Origin of the sequence: Nonlabens tegetincola (assembly GCF_002117085.1) — a bacterium.
In the GTDB taxonomy this organism is placed as follows: domain Bacteria; phylum Bacteroidota; class Bacteroidia; order Flavobacteriales; family Flavobacteriaceae; genus Nonlabens; species Nonlabens tegetincola.
In genome coordinates this window covers 1,450,298-1,476,066 of record NZ_CP019342.1, presented here as the reverse complement: position 1 = coordinate 1,476,066, position 25,769 = coordinate 1,450,298, and the positions used below count along the sequence as shown (strand labels likewise).

The window sequence follows — 25,769 nt, the reverse complement described above, 5'->3', positions numbered from 1 at the left end:
GAATACATTACTTTTGCAGCCTATCAATACCGTAGTATGAAACAAATTGTTTTAATATTTTTTATCTTTTTAGTTCTTGTGTCTTGTGGTCCTTATCAAAAGGCATTAAAATCAGATGATCCTAATGTCAAGGTGAGTATGATTGATACATTAATGAAGAAGGAGAAATATAGTAAGAGTATCGATCTTTTTGAACAGATCATTCCCTTATATAGAGGTACTGACAGTGCTGCCCCTATGGCTATTAAGTATGCCAAGGCGCTTTATGGAGATAGAAGGTATTTAAGTAGTGCCTATCAATTTGAGCGATTTGTAACTTCTCACCCTTTAGATAACAACGTGGAGGAAGCGGTTTTTTTAGGAGCCAAAAGTTACTATCACATGTCTCCTGTATATTCTAAAGATCAATCTGAAACTAATACGGCACTTGTTAAACTGCAAGATTATATAAATGCTTACCCAGAAGGGAAGTATAATGAAGAAGCTAATGTTCTTGTAGCTGAATTAAGAGAGAAATTAGATCGTAAGGCCTATGAAATTGCTAAACAATATCATCACAGAGGCGGAATTTATATTAAAGCAGCTATAGCAGGTTTTGAGAATTTTATAATCGATCATCCAGGATCAAATTACCTAGATGATGCACATTATTATCTTTTTGAATCTCAGTATATTTATGCTGTTAATAGTTTTGAAAATTTAATTCCAGAACGATTAGCGCTTGCTAAAAAATATTATAATAACTTTGCACGCAGATTTCCTAATAGTGAATATAAAGATGATGCACAGGAGATCATGGCCGAAATAGAAAAATTTGAATCAGAGAATTTGAGTAATTAATATGGATACTAAAAATTTAGACGCAGCAACTACAACTATTACCTACAATCGTGATGCCCTTACTTCACCTACTGGTAATATGTATGAAGCGATTTCAATTATCGCTAAAAGAGCTGAGCAGATTAAAGGAGATATCAAAGAAGAGCTAATTGAAAAGCTAGAAGAATTTGCTACCTACAATGACTCACTAGAAGAAGTTTTTGAAAATAAGGAGCAAATTGAAGTATCTAAATTTTATGAGCGTTTGCCAAAGCCTACAGCTATCGCTGTAAAAGAATGGTTAGATGGTAAAATCTATCATAGAGATACTAGCAAATCTTAATTAAGATATGTCTATACTAAGTGGTAAAAAAGTATTACTGGGTGTAACTGGTGGTATTGCTGCTTATAAAACAACATTTTTGACGCGCCTGCTTATTAAAGCAGGCGCTGTCGTTAAAGTGGTGATGACTCCTGCTGCGCGAGATTTTGTTACACCGCTTACTTTATCTACACTTTCAAAGAATCCGGTTCATTCTCATTTTACCAATGAAGATGATGAAAATGATACATGGAATAATCATGTGGAATTAGGTCTTTGGGCCGATTTAATCATTATTGCACCAGCTACAGCCAATACTTTGAGTAAAATGGTAAGCGGTACAATTGATAATTTACTGCTTGCGGTATATTGTAGCGCAAAATGCCCTGTTTACTTTGCTCCAGCCATGGACCTTGATATGTATAAGCATCCATCAACACTCCATAATTTTGAAAAGTTGGAATCTTATGGTAACCTTATGATTCCAGCAGGTGATGGAGAACTAGCAAGTGGTTTGTCAGGAAAAGGACGTATGGCCGAACCTGAAGAAATTATCACTTTCGTTGAAAATGATATCTTGTCAAAATTACCTCTGCACGATAAAAAAGTTCTAATAACGGCTGGCCCTACTCACGAGGCTATCGATCCAGTACGCTTTATTGGAAATCACAGTTCAGGAAAAATGGGTGCGGCCCTTGCTGTACAAGCTGCAGAAATGGGTGCACAGGTACATTTGATCATGGGGCCAAGTTCGGTCATCGTAGAGCATTCTTCAATTCAACGCATCGATGTGACTAGTGCTAGTGATATGTACGATGCAGTCCACAAGATAGTATCAGAAATGGATATTGCTATCTTTAGTGCTGCTGTTGCAGATTACAGGCCTAAAGATGTCGCTACAAACAAAATAAAAAAGAAGGAAGACACGTTACATATAGAATTGATTAAAAATCCCGATATTTTAGCAAGTGTAGGAGCGTTAAAAAACAAACCTTTTCTTGTGGGGTTTGCTCTAGAGACTAATGATGAGTTGAATCACGCTTTCGCGAAAGCGGAAAAAAAGAATACTGATTTATTAGTTTTAAACTCTATGAGAGATAAAGGTGCAGGTTTTAAAAAAGACACCAATAAAATTACCTTGATTACTAAGGAAAAGGAAGTCATTCCATTCGAATTAAAAAGTAAGGTTGAGGTTGCAAAAGATATAGTTAATGAGATTATTAAAAGGATTAAGTAGTCTGTTTTTGTTATTAAGCTTTTTATATGGCCACGGCCAAGAGCTTAATGCTACTGTACAAGTTAATGCTCAAGGAGTAGCTCAACCAGATTTATCCATATTTAAAACATTAGAAACTTCTATGCAGGAGTTTTTAAATAATACTAAATGGACGGATAACGAATATGAGGATGAAGAAAAAATCACTATGTCTCTTGTATTTGTTGTCAATGTATACGACAATGATAGGTTTGAGGGCAATTTCCAAGTGTCGGCATCTCGTCCAGTTTTTAATAGTACCTATAGCACACCTATTTTTAATTATAAAGACAATGATGTAAGGTTTGAATATGTAGAATATGCTCCTTTCTTTTACAACAAAAACCAATATGAAAATAACCTATTGTCATTAGTCTCTTTTTATGCTCTTACTGTAATAGGAATAGATGCAGATACATTTGAATTTAAAGGTGGGGAATCTTATCACAGAGAAGCGCAACAAATTGTGAATCTTTCTCAGTCAGATACTTCGGTTCGTGGGTGGAGACCTAATGATGGACTTATTTCAAGGTACCGTCTCAATGATGATTTATTATCTGATACGTATGTAGAATATCGTAAAGTGATGTATGAATATCATTTATTAGGTATGGATAAGTTTGCAGAAGATCCTAAAAGGACAAAGGAGAAACTAAAAACAATTTTAGTGCAATTTGAGGAGTTGAATAAGCGCAGACCAAATAGTTTATTACAACGTACTTTCTTTGATGCAAAAGCCGATGAGATATCTAGAATCTATTCTGACGGTCCTGCAGTAAACATCAGAGATTTAAAAACGTTACTACAGAAACTAGCGCCCAACCAATCGTCTAAATGGCGTACAATTCGTGTGTAAACATTTTTCTATGCCATTACTTTAGATTAATTTAGTTCTTTATGTTATTTGTCTAACTGGAATTATTAAATCGTTTAAAGTAAGTTGCTTACCTCAATACATATACAGAATTTTGCCTTGATTGAACATCTAGATTTGGATGTGTCAACTGGTCTTACAACTATTACTGGAGAGACGGGTGCGGGAAAATCAATAGTTCTAGGAGCACTTGGTCTAATACTAGGTCAACGCGCTGACTTAAGTGTGGTACGTGATTCTGATTCAAAATGTGTCGTTGAAGCTCATTTTGATTTATCATCATTAGATTTAAAAAAGGTTTTTGAAGATCTTGATCTCGATCATGAAAATCATACTATTTTAAGAAGAATAATACTACCGTCAGGGAAGAGTCGTGCTTTTGTTAATGATTTGCCAGTTACCTTATCTGTACTACAGCAACTAGGTGGATACTTGATTGATATACACTCTCAACATGATACTCGTGATTTAATTAGAGATTCCTTTCAAAGAGAGGTGCTAGATGCTCATGTTGCATTTGAAACTAAAAATAAAAAGCGATCATTTTTAAAGGTGCTGAGTGATTATCAAAGATCATTTACAGAATTTAAATCTTTGAAACGGGAATTAAAAACTCTCGAAGAAAAGGAGCACAACTTGATCAAAGAAAATGATTATAATATCTTTTTACTTGGTGAGTTAGAAGACTCTAATTTAGAAAGTATTGACCTAGAGTTACTTGAAGAAGAGCAAGAGCAATTGGGTAATGTTGAGTCAATAAAAGAAGGGTTGGGTATGGCGTTTAAGATCGTTAATGAAGATGATCATGGTGTCGTGGAACAATTACGATCTTCTATTGCAGCCATTTCTGGGATCAAAAGATTCTCGTCTTTATATAGTGAAATTGATCAAAGACTTAGTTCAACGTTAGTGGAGCTTGAGGATATTGTTGAAACCTTAGAAAGAGAATTTGATAATATAGAGGCAGACCCTTCAAGGCTTGCCGAGATTGATGAAACTCTCAACACTATTCAAAATTTATTTAAAAAACACCAAACTGATTCAATTTCTGAGCTTATAGTGATTAGAGATGAGCTCGCTGCTAAAGTGTTAGAAACATCGAGTTTGGATAAGAGAAAAACAGAACTCAATAAACTATTAAGTGAAAAGCACGATCAATGCACAGATCTATCTGATGAATTAATGGGAATGAGAATCATGTATAAAGATTCTTTGGAGAAGAAGTTGGATAGTCAAATTCAATCTTTAGGGATGCCACATGCGCAATTAAACTGTAAAGTTGAATCATCTGATAGCTTCCACAACTTAGGTAAAGATGTAGTAGGCTTATTGTTTACTGCAAATATGGGATCAACTTTGAAGCCTATTGAAAAAGCAGCTAGTGGTGGAGAGTTATCTAGAGTAATGCTCGCTATTAAATCACAACTGGCAGTGAATAAAAAATTACCAACTATAATATTTGATGAGATTGATACTGGAGTGAGTGGTGCAATTGCCGAAAAAATGGCATCTATCATGCAGGTGATGAGTGAGTCTATGCAGGTTATAGCCATAACTCATTTACCACAAATTGCAGCAAGAGGTCACGAACACTTATTGGTTGAGAAAAAAATTGATAACGAAAAAACTATTAGTAATATAAGCAAATTAGATGCTTCTGCTAGAATTGAAGAAATTGCACAAATGTTAAGCGGTGGAAAAATTTCTGATGCAGCACGAGAAAATGCAAGAGTACTTTTGCAATAATCTTATATTTGCCACCTAATCAAAAATTATGTCTTACAACTTACTTAAAGGAAAGCGCGGAATAATCTTCGGTGCGTTAGATGAAAATTCGATAGCTTGGAAAACAGCTCAATTAGCTCATGAAGAAGGAGCAACTTTTGTTTTGACTAATGCTCCTGTCGCGATGCGTATGGGGCAAATAAATAAATTGGCAGAACAAACAGGAAGTCAGATTATCCCAGCTGATGCAACAAATTTAGAAGATTTAGAGAAATTGATAACTGAGTCGGTTGAGATTTTAGGAGGTAAATTAGATTTTGTTCTTCACTCAATAGGTATGAGTGTTAATGTAAGAAAAGGAAATCATTATACAGATCAGAACTACAATTACACGGAAAAGGGATGGGATGTAAGTGCCTTATCATTTCATAAAGTATTACAAACGTTGCATAAAAATGATGCAATGAATGAATGGGGCAGTATTGTTGCACTTACCTATATGGCTGCTCAACGTACATTCCCAGATTACAACGATATGGCAGATAATAAAGCATATCTAGAGTCAATTGCTAGAAGTTTTGGATATTTCTTTGGTAAAGAAAAGAAAGTAAGAGTAAATACGATTTCACAGTCACCGACACCAACTACAGCTGGTAGTGGAGTTAAAGGTTTTGAAGGATTCTTGAGCTATGCTGAAAAAATGAGCCCTTTGGGTAATGCTACTGCTCAAGATTGTGCGGAATATACGGTTACTTTATTTTCTGATTATACTAAAAAAGTAACCATGCAAAATTTATTTCACGATGGTGGCTTCTCAAATACTGGTGTAAGTCAAGAAGTGATTGAGAAATTTTAACAAAACAATACCTAATTATAGGAGCCTCGCAGTAGCGAGGCTTTTTTTTTGAATATTGAGGAGGTTTTTAATAAAAAGTTAAAAAAGATAACATGTTAGATAATTGTTAAGTGAAAGTTAAATAGTATCTTGTGCAGACAAATTAAAATCAAACTTAACATGAAAACAAAATTACTTGTTCTAGTAGCTTTTCTATTTAGTATAGTCAGCTACAGCCAGTGTGATTATGTTCTAGAACTTACCGATAATCTAGGTAATGATTGGGTGTCTGGGGCGAATCTTACGGCTAACACGGGTGTGGATGTCACCGTTGCAGGTGTAACAACCACATACCAAATCCAAACCGGTAATGCTGGGACTCCAGTAACCGAAACGTATAATATTACTGTAAATACAGGAGACGCGGTAAACGTGGACTATCGTCCTACAAGTTTTCCAGGAGACGGAACGTTTAGATTATTAGATTCTGAAGGTATTGTTCTTTATGATGCTGGATTTAACAATTCGGGAGGAACGGCGTTGTATGCGGCACCTGCGAGTTGTCCAACTTGTCCCGTAGTAACCGCACTTGTGGTTAACAATGCAGCTGCCGATTCGATAGAATTAGGCTGGACAAATGGAGGTTCAGAGTCAGAATGGGAAATAGAATTCGGAGTGAGTCCATATACTGTAGGATCTGGAGGTACTGTAGTTTCTGCAACTTCAAATCCTTTCACGGTTCCTGGATTAACTTCAGAAACAACTTATGATTTTTATGTAAGAGCAGTTTGTACACCTGGAACTGATATAAGTAACAGTCAAGGACCTATACAAGGTACTACGACTGAATCTTGTCCTGCTCCTGGAGCTTTTGCACCTATTACAGAAAGTGCGTTTGAAATACAATTTACTTGGGACGCAAGGGGTAATAGTAATCCTACATTTAATGTTAATTATGCTCCAACAGGAACAATTACAACTCCAGGTACTGGACAAGGTCAACAAGAACAGCAATTCACTGCACCACTTGCGATTGTTAGTGGGTTAATGTCAGATACTGAATATGAATTTTGGGTTCAAATTGATTGTGGAAATGGAGATTTAAGTAGTTGGTCTGGACCTTATGTGGCCACAACAGCGATATCTTGTCCTGTAGTAACAGGTCTTACAACTAGTAACATACAAACTTCAAGTGCTGATATTTCATGGACTGCTGGTGGAGTAGAGACGGAATGGGAAGTTGAATGGGCTGTGGCTGGAGTTATAACCAATCCAGGTACAGGGCAAGGAACAACCGTTTCTCCTAATCCTACCACACCATCAACCTCACTGTCAGGATTGACTGATGCAACTGTCTATGAAGTTTATGTACGTGGTATTTGTGACCCTAATTTACCTGATTTCAGTAGTTGGGAATTAGTGTCTTTTACTACATTATGTTTGCCGTTTTCTTCTCCTTTAACTGTTGATTTCGAAACAGGTTTTACGCCTACAACAAGTACATTTCCATCAGCTGGAGATGCATTTACTAATGAAAATTGTTGGGAAGCTAGTTCTTCGGCAAATTTTGTTTGGGTTTTAGCTCCAGGTACTTTAACAGCATCAGGAGGAACAGGTCCAGCCCCATCAGTTACTACAGGTAACTATTTTTATACAGAAGCTTCGAGTGGAACAGCAGGTGATACTACTACATTAGTTTCACCTCAGGTTGACCTTTCTGGACTTACAGTCCCAGCGGTTTCTTTTGACTATCACATGTTCGGTGGTGATATAGGTACACTTGATGTAATCGTAAGAACAGGAGGAACAGATACTAATATTTTCTCAATATCAGGTGAACAACAAACTTCAGATACTGATCCATTTGAATCATTAATATTACCATTAGCGGCTTATGCAGGTCAAACTGTTCAAGTAGTGTTTGAAGCAACATCAGCTGGAACATTTGAAGGTGATATTGCGATTGACAACGTAGGTTTCGTTGAAGCACCTTCTTGTCCGAGACCACTTAGTTTAGTTGTAAATAGCGCAACTTCTGACTCTGTTGAATTAGCATGGACAAATGGTGGAACAGAAACTGAATGGGAAATAGAATATACTGCACCAGGCGCAGGTCAAGGGTCAGGTACTGTAGTAACAGCTACCACAAATCCATTTACTGTATCTGGATTAACAGATAATACAGGTTACGAATTTTATATAAGAGCAGCTTGTTCAACTACTGACTTCAGTACATGGACAGGACCTATAGGTGTGCAAACATTATGTTTGCCATTTACAGCCCCAGCTGTTATTGATTTTGAGACAGGTTTTACGCCTACAACAAATACATTCCCTGGCACAGCTGATGCTTTTACCTCTGAAAACTGTTGGGAGGCAAGCTCATCGGGATCATTTGTTTGGGTTTTAGCACCTGGTACATTAACAGCTTCGAGTGGAACTGGACCAGCTCCTTCAATTACAACTGGTAATTATTTTTATACAGAAGGTTCTAACGGTTCAGCTGGAGATACTACAGAATTAGTTTCTCCTATTTATGATCTATCTGCATTAACAGTTCCTGCTGTTTCATTTGATTACCATATGTTTGGAGGTGATATAGGAACGCTTGAATTATTTATTAGAGCAGGTGGAACAGATACAAGTGTGTTCTCAATTTCTGGAGAACAACAACAGGCTGATACGGATCCTTTCCAAAACTTCCTTGTTTCATTAAATGCGTTTGCTGGTCAAAGTGTTCAACTGGTTTTTGTTGGAACTTCTGCTGGTACTTTTGAAGGAGACATTGCTATAGATAATATAGAACTATTAGAAGCTCCGGCCTGTCCAACTCCTTTTAATTTTGCAACAGTAACCAATTCATCTGATTCGATTGAATTCTCATGGACAGCTGGTGGTTCTGAAACAGAATGGGAAATTGAATACACAGCGCCTGGAGCTGGGCAAGGATCTGGAACAGTTGTTACGGCTACTACAAATCCATTTACAGTTACTGGTCTTACTGACAATACAGAGTATGATTTTTACTTAAGAGCTATTTGTTCAACAACAGATCAAAGTAGTTGGACTGCTAATGCAGTATTAGCAAGAACAGCTTGTAATGCTTTTAGTATTCCATTTACTGAATCATTTAATTCTACAAGCAGTACTCAAGATTGTTGGACTGTATTAGACATAAATGGTGATGGTGATCAATGGCAGTTTGATGATACATTTGCACCTAGTGAAGGAGATGAATCTGCTTCTATGAACACTGATTTTAACGGAGGTGTTGATGATGATTACCTAATTTCTCCAGCAATTACATTGACTGGAAATGAGAGAGTTAGATATGATTATAGAGTTCGTAGTGCCAATGAACCTAATGATATGGAGGTTCTTATCTCTACAACTGGTACAAATGCTGCAGATTTTACAACGCAACTTCTTCCAGTAACTCAATATAGCAACACAACGTACATGACAGAAACTATTGATTTGTCTGCTTATTCAGGTGATGTTTATGTTGCTTTCAGAATACCACCAAATGGTACTGATGGTTGGGTTATGTACATAGATAACGTAAGATTTGAAACGATACCTAGTTGTAACGAGCCTATAGCAATTAATACATCAAACATTACAACTGATGCTGTTGATATAGATTTTACAGAACAAGGCACTGCTACTTCTTGGGAAGTTGAATATGGACCAGCAGGATTTGTATTAGGGACAGGAACATTAATAACGGTTACTACGAATCCTTTTACATTAACTGGATTAATTGATAATACGGAATACGATGTATATATCAGATCAGCTTGTCCATCTGGTGGATTTAGCCCTTGGTCGGTGTCAACATCATTTAGAACCTCGTGTAATGCATTTAGTGTGCCATTTAACGAAACCTTTGATAGCAGTAGTGCTACTCAAGGATGTTGGACCGTTCTAGATGAAAATGGAGATGGAGATCAATGGGATCTAGATTACTCTTTCAACACCTTCCAAGGTGATGAGGTAGCTGCAATGAATACAGACTTTAATGGTGGTGTAGATGATGATTACTTGATATCACCTGCAATTACACTTACTGGTGGCCAGCGTTTGATTTATCAGTATAGAGTGCAAAGTGCTAACGAACCTAATGATATGGAAGTACTTTTATCTACAACTGGTAATGCAGCAGCAGATTTTACTAACACTATTGTACCTGTGAATTTGTATTCTAATACAACTTACCAAGAACAGGTAGTTGATTTATCATCTTTTACTGGTGATGTTTACATAGCATGGAGAGTACCACCTAATGGAACTGATGGTTGGAGAATGTATATCGACGATGTCGTAATCGAAGACATTCCTTCGTGTCCAGAAGTATCTGCAATTACTATTGGGAATATTACAGCTACTGGTGCAGAGGTTAGTTGGACAAATGGTGGTTCTGAAACTGAATGGGATATTGAGGTAGTACCAGCTGGTACAACTCCTACAGGAACACCAACAGATGCTGGTGTTACAACTAATCCTTACACATTATCTACATTAACTTCAGGTACAGATTATGATGTCTATGTACGTGCTGTATGTTCAGTTGGAAACACAAGTCCTTATGAAGGTCCAGTTACCTTTACTACAAGTGCTGTTTGTGGTGACACGGTTTATGATACAGGTGGAGCTACTGGAGATTACTCAAATGGAGAAAACTATACAATTACTTACGTACCAGATGTTGCCACTAATATCGTTGAGTTAGACTTTACATTGGTAGATCTAGAGAATTGTTGTGATACTCTTACTATCTATGATGGATTAGATACAAGTGCTCCTGTGCTAGAAGCTGATTTAGAAAACCCAGCAGTTTTCCAAGGACTTAATACAGATGGTGCGATTACAATAGAGTTCACATCAGACGGTAGTGTAACTGCTGCTGGTTGGGAAGCAAATTATAACTGTATACCTAGACCATCTTGTGTGAACGTATCTAACATCGTATTAGACAGTTCTACAGCCTCAAGTCTTACAGTAAGCTGGACTGATAATAATATACCAGTTTCTACGGCATGGGAAGTAGTTGTGTTGCCTCAAGGTAGCGCTGCACCGGTTGCTGGTACAAGTAATGCGACTTCAATACCTTATACAGAATCAGGATTAAGCGCTGATACAGAATACGACGTTTATGTAAGAGCAGACTGTGATACAAACTTTATTGGTCCTCTAACCTTTAGAACAGACTGTTCTCCGGTAACCAGTTATCCTTATGTAGCAGATATGTCTCAAAATGCTCCTAATAATTGTTGGGATGAAGCAGGTTCAGGTGATATAACTAGTGGTCCATCTAATTTTGGTGCTTCTGATTGGAGAGATGGTAGAGCGTATACCGACATCAACGGAAACGTGATCAACTCTAATGCGATGAATTTATATCAATCTGTGGATCAAGAATGGTTAATTTCTGAAGATTTTGACTTATCAGGTGCTTCCAATGATGAATTAGTGATAGAAGTGGCTGTTACCAACTGGACTTTTTCTGGAACTTCTACAGCTGCTGATACAGATACGATGGGATCCGACGATCAAGTAGATCTTATGGTTTCGACAGATAATGGTGCGACATGGAGTTCAATCTTTACTTGGACATTGGCTAATCAGCCAGCTGTTACAGGTACTAGAGAAACGATAGACATAAGTGCCTACACAGGTATTACAAGGTTTGCAATATATGCAACCGACGGTGCTGTGGATGATACTGAAGATTATGACTTCCATGTAGGTGTTTTTGAAATAGATGCATCTGCAAGTGTTGACAACACTCAGGAATTAGGATTTACTTATTATCCTAACCCAACGGTGGACATAGTTAACATATCAGCAGTAAATACTATTGATAGCATAGTAGTAACAAATCTAAGTGGTCAGCAAGTAGTAAGTTACAAACCAGCATCTCAAAACGCTGTGGTGGATCTTTCTACTTATTCAACAGGAATGTATTTGCTTCAAGTTTCAAGCAATGGAGCTACAAAAACTGTACGTGTGATTAAAGAATAGATTTAATTTAATTCAATTAGAAGGCCGCCTTGTGCGGCCTTTTTTTATGCTTTCGTGAAAGCGTAATTATCAGTAAAAATTAAAAATCGATTAGCTTACTAGACAAAGAACATTTTGTCGGTTGAATATTGATTACATCGAATATGTTAAGATACTGTTATCATGTGTTTGGAGAATTCACTATTTTGAACAGATAATTTAACAAAATTTAACCCATGAGAAAAATTTACTTATTACTAAGTGCTCTCTTGATTACATTCGCCGTCTCGGCTCAATGTAATTATACCTTAGAACTTACCGATAACCTCGGTAACGACTGGGTTTCAGGAGGTAACCTTACGGCAAATACTGGTGTTGATGTCACCGTAGCCGGAACAACCACCACTTATGCTATTCAAACTGGTAGTGCAAATCCACCAGCTGTTGAAACTTACAGCATAACAGTTAATGACGGAGATGCGTTGGTTATTGATTATCGACCAACACAATTTCCTGGAGATGGAACATTTAGATTATTGGATTCTGAAGGAATATTAGTCTATGATGCAGGATTTAACAATTCTGGAGGAATGGCTATTTTTAGTGGAAATGCCACTTGTCCAACTTGTCCAGCTGTAAGTAACATAACGGCAGGAAATGTTGTCGCTGATTCGGCAGAGATAGCTTGGACTGCTGGAGGAAGCGAAACGTCTTGGATAATAGAATATGGTATTAGTCCCTATACTTGTGGTTCAGGTGGAACTCAGGTTACTGTAAATTCTAATCCAGCAACGCTTTCAGGTTTAAGTTCTGTTACGTCATATGATGTTTATGTAATTGCTGATTGTGGTAATGGAGATTTCAGTGCATGTCAAGGTCCTGTAACGTTTACAACAACAGAGTCTTGTCCATCTGCTTCAAACTTTGCTCCTGTAACAAATACTTCTAATAGCATCTCATTTGTATGGGATTCAAATGGTAACCCAAATCCAGTAGTTAATATTGAGTACGCTTTACAAGGAGTGATAACTACACCAGGAACTGGTCAAGGAACTGTTGTTCAGCAATTTACTGCTCCTTTTGCAGATGTTACTGGATTGGCTTCTGACACGTGCTACGACTTCTTTGTGCAAATTGATTGTGGAGCTGGTGATTTAAGTTTATGGTCTGGACCATATCAAGCTTGTACTTTAATAAGTTGTTTTCCAGTTTCTAGTTTAGAATCTGTTTTTGTAGGTCCAGATTCTGCTGATATTTCATGGTCTGCAGGACAAACTGGGTCAACAGAATGGGAAATTAATTATGCTCCTGTAGGAACGATTACCACTCCATTTGATTCACCTGCTCAAGGTACCGTGGTAACATCAAATAGTGCAAATTACTCAATTACTTCTTTAACTCCGGATACTGAGTATGATGTTTATGTAAGAGAGGTTTGTGATCCTAATTTACCAGATTACAGTACAGCAGAACAAATAACAGTTTTTACTCAATGTCTTCCATTGACTGCTACAACTGCCATGCCTTATGTGGAAGATTTTGAATCTTTTACTGGTACAACAAATTTTTCAAGAGAAAACTGCTGGTCAGCAGAATTTGTTTCAACCAATACATTCAGTCAATATGAATGGGCTGTTTCCACTTCAGGTACAACACCTTCAACGGGAACAGGACCTGATGCTGCTAACAGCGGTACTAACTATATGTTTACTGAAACTCTAGGTTCAGATGGAGATACTGCAACATTATTTTCTCCAATTATTAATGTAGATGGTTTAACTGAACCGTCTGTTCAATTTGCTTATTTCTTATATGGAGCAAATATGGGAAGCTTAAGTGTTGATGTTTGGGATGGAAGTGCTTGGCAAACAGGTTTATTTGCGACTTCTGGACAAATTCAAACTTCAGGATCTGATCCATGGGAAAATGCGATCATTAACTTAGCTGGTTATTCAGGAGATATTCAAGTAAGATTTGTATCTACCAGAGCAGGATTTACAACTGGAGATATGGCAATTGATGACTTCAGTATAGAGGAAGCCCCTGCTTGTGCACCAGTTGCTTTATTAGGTACAGGTGTATTAAATGCAAATGATGCTGAAGTTCTTTGGACTAGTCAAGGTTCAGAAACATCATGGATAATTGAATATGGTCCAACTGGTTTTACACCAGGTACAGCTTCAACAGATCCTAATGTATTTGAAGTTACTGCAGGTACAAATCCATTCACTTTAACAGGTCTTATGCCTAATACAGCCTATGATTTCTACGTAGTTGCAGACTGTGGTTCTGGTACATTAAGTACACAAACCGGTCCAGCAACCTTTAGAACGGCGTTTTTACCACCTCAAGGAGTTACATGTCCTAGTGGTGACAATGTATTTGTTTTTCAAGAAGAATTTGAAAGCAATGATAATGGTTGGACGGGCGACATAGGAGTAGGAACTACTACTGCTGGTTTATGGAATTTTAATAGAGCGATTTCACCAACTTCTACAGGCACTGGTCCTGACGCTCCTTTTAGTGGAGGCGGATTTGCGTATTTAGAAACTAGTGGAACATTCACAGTTGCCGAAATAGTTTCACCAGCAATTGATCTAAGTTTTGCAACTGACGGTGCTGAACTATCTTTTTATTATTTTGCTTACGGTGCTGAAGTGGATACGTTTGAAGTAAATGTTTCTAACTCACCTACAGGTCCTTGGACTAATGTATTTACTGCGCAAGGTCAATTACAAACTGCTGGATCTGATCCGTGGGCGCCAGTAGGTGTTAATCTTGATGCATACCTAGGACAAACAATTTATTTACAAATTACAGGTCAAGAAGCTCCTGGTAGCACTGGATTTGCAGCTGATATAGCTATAGATTTAATGAGAATTGAAACTTGTGGAGCCTTTTGTTCTCCACCTAATCAAATAGCATTATCTAATATTACAGATACAACTGTAGATATTGACTTTAATGACACCAATGCAACAGCTGCTTCTAATTTTGAATATATTATAGTACCAGCTGGAAGTACACCACCTGATGCAACTACTAGTGGTACAGCAACTTCAACAACAACAGGAAATACTGCAACGGGTCTTACGGCTTTTACAGATTATGATGTTTACGTAAGAACAGATTGTTCTGGGGCTGCTGGATTCTCCTCTTGGTCAGGTCCAGTAAGTTTTCAAACAGCTTGTGCGGCGTTTGCAGCTCCTTATTTTGAAGGATTTGAAGCTTTTACAGTTTCAACCTCTTTTGTAGAGGAAAATTGCTGGAGCACTCCTCAAACAAGTGGATATACTTGGGATGTGAGTACTGGTGGTACAGGCTCTACTAATACTGGTCCATTAGCAGCTTACAATGGAAATAATTATTTCTTTACTGAAGCTTCTTCTGGAACGACTGGAGCAGTTGCAGAGTTAGATTCTCCTTTGATTGACTTATCTGCACTTACTACGCCTACCTTGACATTTGCTTACCATATGTGGGGACCAGACTTTGATAATCTTGCAATCGATATTAATGATGGTTCTGCTTGGATATTAGATGTGTTCACACTTACTGGACAACAACAGACTAATCAGGCTGATCCATGGCAGATTGCACAAGTAGATTTATCTGCTTACGCGAATATGACTATTCAAATTAGATTTAGAGGAACTAGAGGAACTTCGTTTGGTGGAGATATATCTATCGATGACGTAACTGTTGATGAATTACCTACATGTCCTAACGTATCTGACTTGAACGCTGACTCAATTACTTCTACTGAAGCTAATTTGTTCTGGAATGAAAATGATACGGCTACTTCATGGGAATATGAATATGATGTAACTGGATTTACTCAAGGATCAAGTGCTACAGGAGTACAAACTACAAGTACCAATACAGGTGAATTAATTAGTGGTCTGACTCCAGACACAACCTATGATTATTATGTTAGATCTGCATGTCCTAATGGTGGATTTAGTAATTGGGTAGGTCCATTCTCATTTACCACTAGGTGTGCTCCGTTAACAGCTCCATATGCTAACGATTTTGAGTCTGACCCAATAGATGGTTTAAATAATTGTGAGTCAAATTTAATTGTAGGTAGTGGAACAACAGCTGCACTAGTTGAAGTTGAAGACTTCATTGCAAATTCTGGTTCGCAACATATTTACATGTATAGCGGTAGTCCAGCAGCTACTGAAATCTTCTGGATTTCTCCGGAATTCTCTGACTTAAGCAATGACAAACGAGTTAAATTCCAAGCTTATGATCGTGATACAGGAGGAATCGAAGTTGGGGTTATGACTGACCCTACTGATTCTTCTACCTTTACAAGTGTTCAAACTTTTGCCAATGCTGATTTACCGGATGATCAATATGAATTGATAACCGTAAACTTTACTAGTATTACAACAACTGGTGGATTTGTAGCTATTAAATTCAATCCGTTTGGAGCATTTGACGCGATGTATATTGACGACTTTGTATACGAAGTACAGCCTAGTTGTTTAGAACCAGCTAATTTATCAACGGTTGCTGTTGCAGACACTACTGCAGACCTTGATTGGGATGCAGGAGCAACAGAGACAGAGTGGGATGTAGTTGTAGGTCCAGTAGGTTTTGATCCATTAGACCCAGCCACTTATGCAATTCCATTAGTTAACGTACTGACAAATAGCAATGTTCAGGTTACAGGATTAACACCTGAAACCGATTATGAATTCTACGTGCTAGCTAGATGTGGAGTTGGTGATGAAAGTGTTTTCACAGGTCCTGAACCATTTACAACAACTTGTGCAGCTTTTACAGCTCCTTATTTCAACGGATTTGAAAATATGGCAACAAGCACATCTTTTGTAGAAGATGATTGTTGGACAGCTTCATCTGATAGCGCATACGATTGGAATGTTGATGGTAGTGGTTCTACGCCTTCTACAGGAACAGGACCTCTTAATGCAAATACAGGATCAAATTATTTCTATACCGAAGCATCAAGTGGTGCAGTAGGAGATACTGCAACCTTAGTTACTCCGTTGATTGATTTATCAGGATTAACGACGCCATCGGTAGAGTTCTTTTACCACATGTTTGGTGGTGAAATAGGTACACTAGACCTTGAAATTTATGATGGTACTTCTTGGACAAATATTTTTACTATTGGTCCAGGTCAACAGCAAACAGCTCAGGCTGATCCGTGGTTACCACAATTAGTTGATTTAACCGCTTACGCTGGTCAAACTGTTCAATTTAGATTCATAGCTACTTCAAATGGTACTTTTGAAGGTGATATATCTATTGATGATTTTAAAGTGGATGAATTACCTGCATGTCCAAATCCATCTGTTCTTACTGTAGCAAATGTTACTGACGCAAGTGCAGATTTAAGTTGGACTGAGAACGGTTCATCTACTTCTTGGATTGTTGAGTATGGTCCTTGTGGATTTACACCAGGAACAGCATCTACCGATCCTAACGTATTTGAAGTAACAGCTACAACTAATTCTAATTTTGCAATTACAGGTTTAACAAGTGAAACTTGTTATGAATTCTATGTTACTGCAGATTGTGGTGGAGGAACTTTAAGTAACGCAACTGGTCCTGGAACATTTACCACGGCTTGTTCAGCATTTGTAGCTCCATATTCAGAAGGTTTTGAGTCTTTTACAGTTACCACTTCATTTGTTGAAGAAAATTGTTGGAGTACTCCTCAAACATCAGGATATACTTGGGATGTTAGTACAGGTGGTACTGGATCAACTAATACAGGTCCTACAGCTGCAGCAACAGGATCTAATTATTTCTTTACTGAAGCATCTTCAGGAAGTGCAGGTTCAGAAGCAGAATTAGTGTCCCCATTAATTGACATGACTGCATTAACTAATCCAGCATTAAGTTTTGCATATCACATGTGGGGTCCAGATTTTGATACGTTACATGTTGATGTGAATGATGGTTCAGGTTGGGATCTAGATGTGTTCACTCTTGTTGGACAACAACAGGTAAATCAAACAGACGCTTGGCAAACTGCTATAGTTCCACTAGGAGCATACAACGGTGCTACGATTTCTGTTAGATTTAGAGGTACACGTGGTGCTTCTTTTGGTGGAGATATAGCTATAGATGATGTAGCTGTAGAGGATTTCAACGGTTGTTTGACTCCGTCAAACATTACTGTTGGTAATATTACAGCGACAACTGCAGATGTATCTTGGACAGCAGGTGGATCTGAAACTGTATGGGAATATGTTGTAGTTACAGCTGGTTCTGGTGCTCCTACAGGTGCAGGAACATCTACAACAACAACTACCGTGACTGAAAGCGGTCTTACTGCTTCTACAAGTTATGAAGTTTATGTGCGTGCAGATTGTGGAATGGGTAACTTTAGTACATGGGTAGGCCCAATTACCTTCAGTACTGCATGTTTACCGGTTACATCATATCCTTATGCGGCAGATATGTCTCAAAATGCACCTAATACTTGTTGGGATGAAGCAGGATCTGGTGATATAGCTTCTGGTCCTTCAGGATTAGGAACTTCTGACTGGAGAGATTCTAGAGCCTATACAGATATTAATGGTACAGTGGTTAATTCAAATGCACTTAACTTGTTCCAAAATATAGATCAGGAATGGCTAATCTCAGAGGATTTTGATTTATCAGGAACTTCTAATGATGAACTTACGATTGAAGTGGCCGTTACTAACTGGACAACTTCGGGTATCTCTGATGCTACAGATACTGATACAATGGGATCTGATGATCAGGTTGATTTATTAGTTTCTACTGATAATGGTGTGACTTGGACTTCTCTATTTACGTGGACAGTGGCAAATCAGCCTGCTGTAACAGGTACTAGAGAGATAATTGATATTAGCGCTTATAGTGGAATTACAAGATTTGCAATTTACGCAACTGATGGTGCAGTTGATGATGTTGAAGATTACGATTTCCACGTAGGAGTATTTGAAATTGACGCAGCAGCTAGCGTTGATAATACTCAGGAATTAGGATTTACTTATTATCCTAACCCAACTGTAGATGTGGTAAATATTAACGCTGTTAATACCATAGATTCTGTTACAGTAACGAATCTAAGTGGTCAACGTGTTGTTAGTCTTAAACCAGCGTCTCAAAATGCGGTAATTGATCTTTCGACTTATTCTACAGGAATGTATTTAATTCAGGTTACTAGTAACGGTGCAACTAAAACTGTACGAGTAATTAAAGAATAACTTCATTTCTTTATACTTAAAAGGCCGCCTCGTGCGGCCTTTTTTTATTTGTATTTTTGAAATGTGAAAAGCATTGATTATTCATTTATAATTCCCGTTTACAATCGGCCAGATGAGCTTGAAAAATTGTTGAAGAGTCTGGAAAAATTAAATTTTGAAAGATCTTTTGAGGTTGTGATTATAGAAGATGGGTCTACTTCAAAGTCTGATAAAGTATGTTCTCGCTTTCGCGAAAGCGTAAACATTTCATACTATTTTAAACCGAACTCTGGGCCTGGTGATTCTCGTAATTATGGTATGAGTAGAGCGCAAGGTGATTATTTTATAATTCTGGATAGTGATTGTTTAATACCAGAAAATTACTTGAATGAAGTTGATGAATTTTTAAAAAACGATTTTGTACATTGTTATGGAGGTCCAGACGCAGCACACGAGAGTTTTACCGATTTACAAAAAGCGATCAACTATTCAATGACATCTTTCCTTACTACAGGAGGAATAAGAGGTGGTGGTGAACAACTAGGTAAATTTCAACCGAGAAGCTTCAATATGGGATTGAGTAAAAAGGCTTTTGAGGATACTGGTGGTTTTGGTACGATTCATCCTGGTGAAGATCCTGATCTAAGTATACGGTTATGGCAATCTGGATATGAAACTAAGCTTATTAAAAAGGCATATGTTTATCATGAAAGAAGAATATCTTGGACTTTATTTAAAAAGCAAGTTGAAAAATTTGGAAAGGTTAGGGTAATTTTAAATAAATGGCATCCGCAAACATCAAAACTTACCTTTTGGTTTCCCTCTCTTTTTATATTGGGAGCTATGTTTAGTATTGTTTTTTCACTACTAGGTTATGTTGAATTGTTATTAGTCTATACCGCTTACTTTTTTCTTATTTTTATTGATGCTACGATTAAGAATAATATAAGTGTAGGATTCAAAGCTGTGTATGCTACAATGGTACAGTTCTATGGATACGGTATCGGTTTCCTTACTTCTTTCATAGCTATTAAAATTCTTAACAAAAATGAGAAAGAGGCCTTTCCAAAACTATTCTTTAAATGATTAAGGCAAGTAAAAATAATTATGGGGTCCTTCTCATATTCATATTAGGAAGTGCGATAGTTTGGTTCATTTTAAAATATGGAAGTACTTATCAAGATACTGTAGATATTGAAATCAATTGGGATAATTTACCAATCGAATATGAATTTATAAATCAAAATAATACTATTACTGTTCCTGCTGTAGTACGAGGTTCGGGTTATAGTATTATTTATAGAAAGCTGTTTAATTATCAAGTAAATTTAGATTTTAAAGAATGGGTGAGGACTGATTCTAATCCACATTTTATTCCTAACGATGCATTTATTGCAATTAATCAAATGACTGATGGTTTAAGTTTGGTTTCTTTGAGTAACAAACCAGTTACTGTTGATGTTTATAGAAAACTTAGTAAAAAGGTACCTATCGATAAAAACTTAATCATTGATTTTAAAGATGCCTATAGACTAGTTGAAGAGCCTATATTTTCTATTGATAGTGTTCTTATTTCTGGTGCAGAAGGTGAATTAGCAGGTTTTAAGGACTTGGTGTTGGATAAAGAATCTATCACGTTAGATCGTGATACAACAACAGTTCAAGTGGATTTAAATAAATATTTCAAAGCAGCTAAAGTTGCTCCTAATGAATTAACCATTACCTTTATAGCTCAACCCTATACTGAATTTACTACCACCAAAAGCTTAAAGGATATTTCGATTCCAAATAATTATTACCTTACTGTTGATAGTTTACAAGTAAAAGGAAACAAACCATTGAATACTGTGGTTAGTAGTAAGGATTTATCAATAACCTTGGAGCTACCAAAAATATTATCAGATTCATTGATGCTTCTACCTTCAGTTTCTTCTAACATTAAAGAACTACAAGGGGTTAGAACTATTCCAAACACTGTAATGATAGTATCAAAAAAATGAGAGTAATAGGTATTACAGGAGGAATAGGAAGTGGAAAAACCACGGTGGTTAACATGTTTAAATCATACGGTGTGCCATTATTTATCGCAGATGATGAAGCAAAACTAATTTTGGCAAAAGATCAAGCTGTAATTAATAAAGTAAAATTGTTACTAGGAGACGACGCTTACGTCAAGATTGATGGTGTTGAACAACCTAATAGAAAGTTTATTGCTTCAAAAGTTTTCAATGATAAAGAGTTATTGAAAGAGCTTAACAAAATCATACATCCTGCAGTTAGATTAAAATTTAATGATTGGGTAGCCGCTCAAGATGCTGTTTATGGAATGTATGAAGCCGCTATTTTATACGAAAGTGGTGGAGATTCCATTTGTGATTCTGTAGTTTTAATTACTGCACCAAGGTCGGTAAGAGTGCAAAGGGTCATGGCGAGAGATAAGGTTACTGAAGAGGAAGTGATCGCTAGAATGGAGAATCAGTGGACTGAATTAAAAAAATTAAATAAAGCAGAATTCGTACTTCCAAATAAAGATATTGAACAAACGAAACGTTTTGTATGTTATTTAAATGATTTTTTGTTAAATAATTGAATTATACTCAGTAAAAATTAAAGTTAATACTAGGTTAAAAGCTTTTTAACAGAATTAATACTCATTAATTTTGTTTCGTGAATAATATTAAGGGAGTTTTCTTTAATCTGATAGTAATGGGTATCGCCTTAGGTGGTATCCTAGTTATACAGATATATTGGATTGTGAATGGGCTGTATGAGAAAGAGCAACAGTTTTCATTTGCAATTAAGCAAACATTGGCAGAAGCGGCATCTCAATTAGAAGAAAAGGAAGTTGAACGCTATTACGATTTATTTCAAAGTTTAAAGGATAGTCTAGGTGGTAATCCAGACTCTAGAACAGTGCGTGAATTAATTTTAATTCAACGTAATGAAGAATTAGAGGAAATAACAACCTACTCCAATAGTTTACTCACAGAAAATTACAAACTCAATCCAAAGCTATTAGACATAGATCTAGATAGTGTAACCTTTACCAAATTATTTAATAAACAATCTAAAGTTTCTCAACAAGCTAAAACCATTGATGGTTTAAAAGCTAGCCAGCGCAATTCTTATGAACAGCTTTCAAAAATGGAGGAATATGAAAAGCGTTTAATTGGTAATATGGTGTCTGAGTTTAATAGTTACTTACCACTTACTCAAAGAACTTCTGTTGATGAAGTAAGAGAGTTGTTAAAGAAGGAACTTAAAAAAAGACAGATAGACACAGATTTTGAATTTGCTATATACCAAGATGGTCTAGCGACTCGTATAAGTTCAGAAAATTTTGATTTTTTAACGGATGCAACCTGGAGTTATCCCGTATTTACTACTAATTCAAAGGATGTAGAACCTTATGAGTTATCCATTAATTTGCCAGGTAGACAAAAGTATCTTTTGTCTTCCATTATTTGGATGGCCTTACTAGTATTTCTTTTTACGTCTATTATAGGTATGGCTTATGCTCATGTTTATACTCAGTCCAAAAAACAAAAAGAAATTTCTCAAATTAAAACCGATTTCATTAATAACATGACTCATGAGTTTAAAACTCCCATTGCTACCATAAATCTAGCCTTGGATAGTCTTAAACACCCAAAAATAGCGAGTGATCCAGAAAAAATTAAGAATTATCTGGGTATGATTAGGGAAGAGAATAAACGCATGCACAGTCAGGTTGAGAATGTTCTTCAAATTTCAAAATTGGAGAAAAGTGATCTTAATTTGGAAAAGCATAGAGAAGATGTCAATGAACTTGTTGAAGAGGCAATATCTCATATTCAATTGATTTTAGAAGAAAAAAATGGAGTTGTAAATACTTATTTTGGAGCGTTAAAGACTGAGGTTTTAGTCAATCAAAGTCATACTCTCAATGTATTTGTCAACATTTTAGAAAATGCTATTAAATATTCTGAAGGAGCACCAATTATTGATGTGTTTACAGAAAACATTAAAAATAAAGTCGTTATCAAAGTTAGAGATAACGGTATAGGAATGTCCAAGGCTGCTCAAAGAAAAATTTTCCAAAAATTTTACCGTGAACATACCGGAGATATTCATAACGTAAAAGGACATGGTTTAGGTCTAGCCTATGCAAAACGCATACTAGATGATTGTCATGGAGAAATTTACGTAGAAAGCACTAAAGGTGTAGGAAGTACATTTAGTATTCACTTGCCTTTACTAACCTAAATATTAACTAAATAATTACTACTTATGGAAACTGAAAACAAAAAAATACTATTAGTTGAGGATGATCCAAATTTTGGAACTGTTCTTAGAGATTATCTAGCTATGAACGACTTTGATGTGGTTCATGCGAAAAACGGAATGGAAGGTTTCGAAAAATTTAAAAAGGATAATTACGATTTATGTATTCTTGACGTGATGATGCCTTATAAAGATGGGTATACTCTAGCTAAAGAAATACGTGAAAAAAATGAAGATGTACCTATCATTTTCTTAACAGCAAAAGCGATGAAAGAAGATGTATTGAGAGGTTATAAAGTAGGTGCTGATGACTACCTGAACAAACCTTTCGATAGCGAAGTCTTACTTATGAAAATTAAAGCCATACTACAGCGTAAAGGACAAGATAGTATTGCTGATAGTAAAGAATTCGAATTTCAAATAGGTAACTTCCATTTAAATTCTAAACTTAGATTCCTTACTTATAATGATGATGAACCTATAAAGTTATCACCAAAAGAAAACGATCTTCTAAGATTACTAGCGTTGCATATCAATGATCTTATGCCTCGTGAATTAGCTCTAACAAAAATCTGGAGAGATGATAATTACTTCACCTCAAGATCTATGGATGTTTATATTGCAAAACTGCGTAAGTATCTTAAGAAGGACGATAATGTTGAGATTGTAAATATACACGGAGAAGGATTCCGTTTACTTATAAAAGATCAAGTAGATTATTAATCAAATCGATCTGTAAGTAGTTTATGTACTCGCTGTACAATTTCAGTATGGCGAGTACTATAATTAAACCAGTGAACTTGGTTATCCTTGCGGTACCATGTCATTTGGCGTTTAGCAAATCTTCTAGAGTTACGTTTAATTAAACGTATAGCCTCGTCAAGATCTATTTTATTTTCAAAATAAGGAAACAGTTCTTGGTATCCTACAGTTTGTAAAGCTGTAAGTTCTTTAAAAGGCAAAAGGTTTTTAGCTTCTTCAATCAATCCATTATCGATCATTAAATCTACTCTTTGATTAATGCGGTCATATAACGTTTCTCGAGGAGCTTCTAGTCCGATTTTAATAGTTTGAAAATTGCGTTCTTGTTCATTACCAGATCTCAATTCCTGCATCAATTTACCACTTGCTCTATACAAAGAAAGAGCTCTAAGTAATCTCCTAGAATTATGCATATCTACTTGATTAGCGTATTCTGGATCGACTTTTATTAACTCTTGTTGTAGACTGGATATACCTTTTTCTTTTAATTGATTCTCTAGCTCATCAAGTATTGAATCTGGAACATCAGGAAAGTCATCTAGACCATGTGTAACTGCCTTTTCAAATAAAGCGCTTCCACCTACCATTATGACAACATCGTTTTCCTCAAAAAGGTGATTTAAAATTGTTAATGCTTCTTTCTCAAAATCTCCTGCACTCATGGGATTATGAATACTACGATCTTGAATAAAATAATGAGTCGCAGCTTCTTGTTCTTCTAGAGTAGGAGCAGCGGTCCCTATATTCATTTCTTTGTAACACTGCCTGCTATCGCAGGAAATGATAGCTGTTTGATACGCTTTCGCGAAAGCGATACTTAAATCAGTCTTTCCAATTGCTGTAGGTCCAACTATGGTAAGAAGTGTTTTTTTAGTCATGGAGCTCATAACCGCATTTGTGACAAAATTGAGCACCATCCTGATGTTTTTTCGCTAAACAATTTTGACAGACTTGAGTATTTACATGTCGATAATTAGGATTGTCTTTTTTTACTTCTTTCGAATATTCTGCACTTACGATACCTGTAGGCACAGCAATTATTCCATATCCCATTATCATAATTACTGTAGCGATAAATTGCCCTAACGGCGTTACTGGAGCAATATCTCCAAATCCAACTGTGGTAAGTGTGACAATGCACCAATAGATACTTTTTGGGATGCTATCAAAACCACTGTCTGCACCTTCTACAAGATACATAAGGGTTCCCATTATTATAGAAACAACTAACACAGCAAATAGAAATACGGCAATTTTTGGTCCGCTTGCGCGTATGGATTTGGATAATTTATCCGCTTCACCAATGTATCTTGTTACTTTTAAAATTCTAAATACACGTAGTAATCTTAAAGCTCGCACCGCAATAAGAGCATTGAGGCCTGTGATAAATAGGGTAAGATATAAGGGTAATGTAGAGAGTAAATCTATAACTCCATAAAAGCTAAAGATATACTTAGAAGGTTTATTGATGGATATGATCCGTAGTATGTATTCAATAGTAAAGAAAATGGTTATAATCCATTCTGCAATGATAAATTGATTAGCGTATTCTTCACCTATTCCAGGAACACTTTCTAGCGCTACCAGAATTACGCTCATTAGGATGAGAATAAGTAATACTACATCAAAAATCTTCCCTGCTGGTGTATCTGCCTCATAAATGATTTCATGGACTTTTTGACGCCACAGGGAAGATGTTGTGTTGTTGCTCATAT

15 protein-coding genes are annotated in these 25,769 nt (G+C 36.4%); 13 read left to right on the top strand and 2 right to left on the bottom strand.

The features are described from left to right. The first annotated feature begins 36 nt into the window (after positions 1 to 36). The 13 genes from BST91_RS07025 to BST91_RS06965 all read left to right on the top strand — a co-directional run bounded on the left by BST91_RS07025 (position 37) and on the right by BST91_RS06965 (position 24,015). The gene (locus BST91_RS07025; protein ID WP_085774939.1) at positions 37 to 840 is read left to right on the top strand and encodes an outer membrane protein assembly factor BamD; all 804 of its coding nucleotides are present in this window, start codon (positions 37 to 39) and stop codon (positions 838 to 840) included. Position 841: 1 nt separating this feature from the next. Further along, entirely contained in the window at positions 842 to 1,162 is a 321-nt protein-coding gene (locus tag BST91_RS07020) for a DNA-directed RNA polymerase subunit omega (protein ID WP_042280383.1), read from the top strand. 7 nt (positions 1,163 to 1,169) lie between these two features. Continuing rightward, positions 1,170 to 2,378, top strand: coding sequence for a bifunctional phosphopantothenoylcysteine decarboxylase/phosphopantothenate--cysteine ligase CoaBC (coaBC, locus tag BST91_RS07015; RefSeq protein ID WP_085774938.1), 1,209 nt, complete (start codon positions 1,170 to 1,172; stop codon positions 2,376 to 2,378). Continuing rightward, complete coding sequence (gene porD / locus BST91_RS07010) at positions 2,353 to 3,252, top strand: type IX secretion system protein PorD (protein WP_085774937.1); 900 nt, start codon at positions 2,353 to 2,355, stop codon at positions 3,250 to 3,252. Before coaBC ends, porD begins: the two co-directional genes overlap by 26 nt. 84 nt (positions 3,253 to 3,336) lie before the next feature. Further along, a complete protein-coding gene (recN, locus tag BST91_RS07005) occupies positions 3,337 to 5,016 on the top strand; it encodes a DNA repair protein RecN (RefSeq protein WP_085774936.1) in 1,680 nt (559 codons plus the stop codon). Between the two features lie 28 nt (positions 5,017 to 5,044). Continuing rightward, a complete protein-coding gene (locus BST91_RS07000; protein WP_042280378.1) occupies positions 5,045 to 5,851 on the top strand; it encodes an enoyl-ACP reductase FabI in 807 nt (268 codons plus the stop codon). 159 nt (positions 5,852 to 6,010) lie between these two features. Beyond that, the gene (locus tag BST91_RS06995) at positions 6,011 to 11,854 is read left to right on the top strand and encodes a T9SS-dependent choice-of-anchor J family protein (protein ID WP_085774935.1); all 5,844 of its coding nucleotides are present in this window, start codon (positions 6,011 to 6,013) and stop codon (positions 11,852 to 11,854) included. Positions 11,855 to 12,069: 215 nt separating this feature from the next. After that, the gene (locus tag BST91_RS06990; protein ID WP_085774934.1) at positions 12,070 to 19,050 is read left to right on the top strand and encodes a fibronectin type III domain-containing protein; all 6,981 of its coding nucleotides are present in this window, start codon (positions 12,070 to 12,072) and stop codon (positions 19,048 to 19,050) included. Positions 19,051 to 19,122: 72 nt separating this feature from the next. Continuing rightward, the gene (locus tag BST91_RS06985) at positions 19,123 to 20,115 is read left to right on the top strand and encodes a glycosyltransferase (protein WP_042280438.1); all 993 of its coding nucleotides are present in this window, start codon (positions 19,123 to 19,125) and stop codon (positions 20,113 to 20,115) included. Further along, positions 20,112 to 21,029 carry a YbbR-like domain-containing protein gene (locus BST91_RS06980; RefSeq protein ID WP_085774933.1) on the top strand — a complete coding sequence of 306 codons (918 nt, stop codon included), beginning with the start codon at positions 20,112 to 20,114 and terminating at the stop codon, positions 21,027 to 21,029. The genes BST91_RS06985 and BST91_RS06980 overlap by 4 nt, the downstream gene beginning before the upstream one ends. Then, entirely contained in the window at positions 21,026 to 21,619 is a 594-nt protein-coding gene (gene coaE / locus BST91_RS06975; protein WP_085774932.1) for a dephospho-CoA kinase, read from the top strand. The genes BST91_RS06980 and coaE overlap by 4 nt, the downstream gene beginning before the upstream one ends. Before the next feature lie 77 nt (positions 21,620 to 21,696). Beyond that, the gene (locus tag BST91_RS06970; RefSeq protein WP_244895586.1) at positions 21,697 to 23,274 is read left to right on the top strand and encodes a sensor histidine kinase; all 1,578 of its coding nucleotides are present in this window, start codon (positions 21,697 to 21,699) and stop codon (positions 23,272 to 23,274) included. A 24-nt stretch (positions 23,275 to 23,298) separates the two neighbouring features. After that, complete coding sequence (locus tag BST91_RS06965; protein ID WP_042280367.1) at positions 23,299 to 24,015, top strand: response regulator transcription factor; 717 nt, start codon at positions 23,299 to 23,301, stop codon at positions 24,013 to 24,015. Here BST91_RS06965 and miaA read toward each other — a convergent pair. Together miaA and BST91_RS06955 are read right to left on the bottom strand one after the other, a co-directional pair. After that, positions 24,012 to 24,932: a tRNA (adenosine(37)-N6)-dimethylallyltransferase MiaA gene (gene miaA, locus BST91_RS06960; RefSeq protein WP_085774930.1), complete on the bottom strand. Its 921-nt coding sequence runs from the start codon at positions 24,930 to 24,932 to the stop codon at positions 24,012 to 24,014. The genes BST91_RS06965 and miaA overlap by 4 nt on opposite strands. Continuing rightward, positions 24,925 to 25,767 (bottom strand): ion transporter, encoded by an 843-nt coding sequence (locus BST91_RS06955; RefSeq protein WP_042280364.1) that lies wholly within the window; start codon positions 25,765 to 25,767, stop codon positions 24,925 to 24,927. Before BST91_RS06955 ends, miaA begins: the two co-directional genes overlap by 8 nt. Positions 25,768 to 25,769: the final 2 nt, after the last annotated feature.

Coding starts and splice junctions, on each gene's coding strand:
- miaA (WP_085774930.1), bottom strand. CDS start 24,932: ATGACTAAAAAAACACTTCTTACCATAGTTGGACCTACAGCAATTGGA.
- coaE (WP_085774932.1), top strand. CDS start 21,026: ATGAGAGTAATAGGTATTACAGGAGGAATAGGAAGTGGAAAAACCACG.
- BST91_RS06965 (WP_042280367.1), top strand. CDS start 23,299: ATGGAAACTGAAAACAAAAAAATACTATTAGTTGAGGATGATCCAAAT.
- BST91_RS06990 (WP_085774934.1), top strand. CDS start 12,070: ATGAGAAAAATTTACTTATTACTAAGTGCTCTCTTGATTACATTCGCC.
- BST91_RS06955 (WP_042280364.1), bottom strand. CDS start 25,767: ATGAGCAACAACACAACATCTTCCCTGTGGCGTCAAAAAGTCCATGAA.
- coaBC (WP_085774938.1), top strand. CDS start 1,170: ATGTCTATACTAAGTGGTAAAAAAGTATTACTGGGTGTAACTGGTGGT.
- BST91_RS06980 (WP_085774933.1), top strand. CDS start 20,112: ATGATTAAGGCAAGTAAAAATAATTATGGGGTCCTTCTCATATTCATA.
- BST91_RS06995 (WP_085774935.1), top strand. CDS start 6,011: ATGAAAACAAAATTACTTGTTCTAGTAGCTTTTCTATTTAGTATAGTC.
- BST91_RS07020 (WP_042280383.1), top strand. CDS start 842: ATGGATACTAAAAATTTAGACGCAGCAACTACAACTATTACCTACAAT.
- BST91_RS07000 (WP_042280378.1), top strand. CDS start 5,045: ATGTCTTACAACTTACTTAAAGGAAAGCGCGGAATAATCTTCGGTGCG.
- BST91_RS07025 (WP_085774939.1), top strand. CDS start 37: ATGAAACAAATTGTTTTAATATTTTTTATCTTTTTAGTTCTTGTGTCT.
- porD (WP_085774937.1), top strand. CDS start 2,353: ATGAGATTATTAAAAGGATTAAGTAGTCTGTTTTTGTTATTAAGCTTT.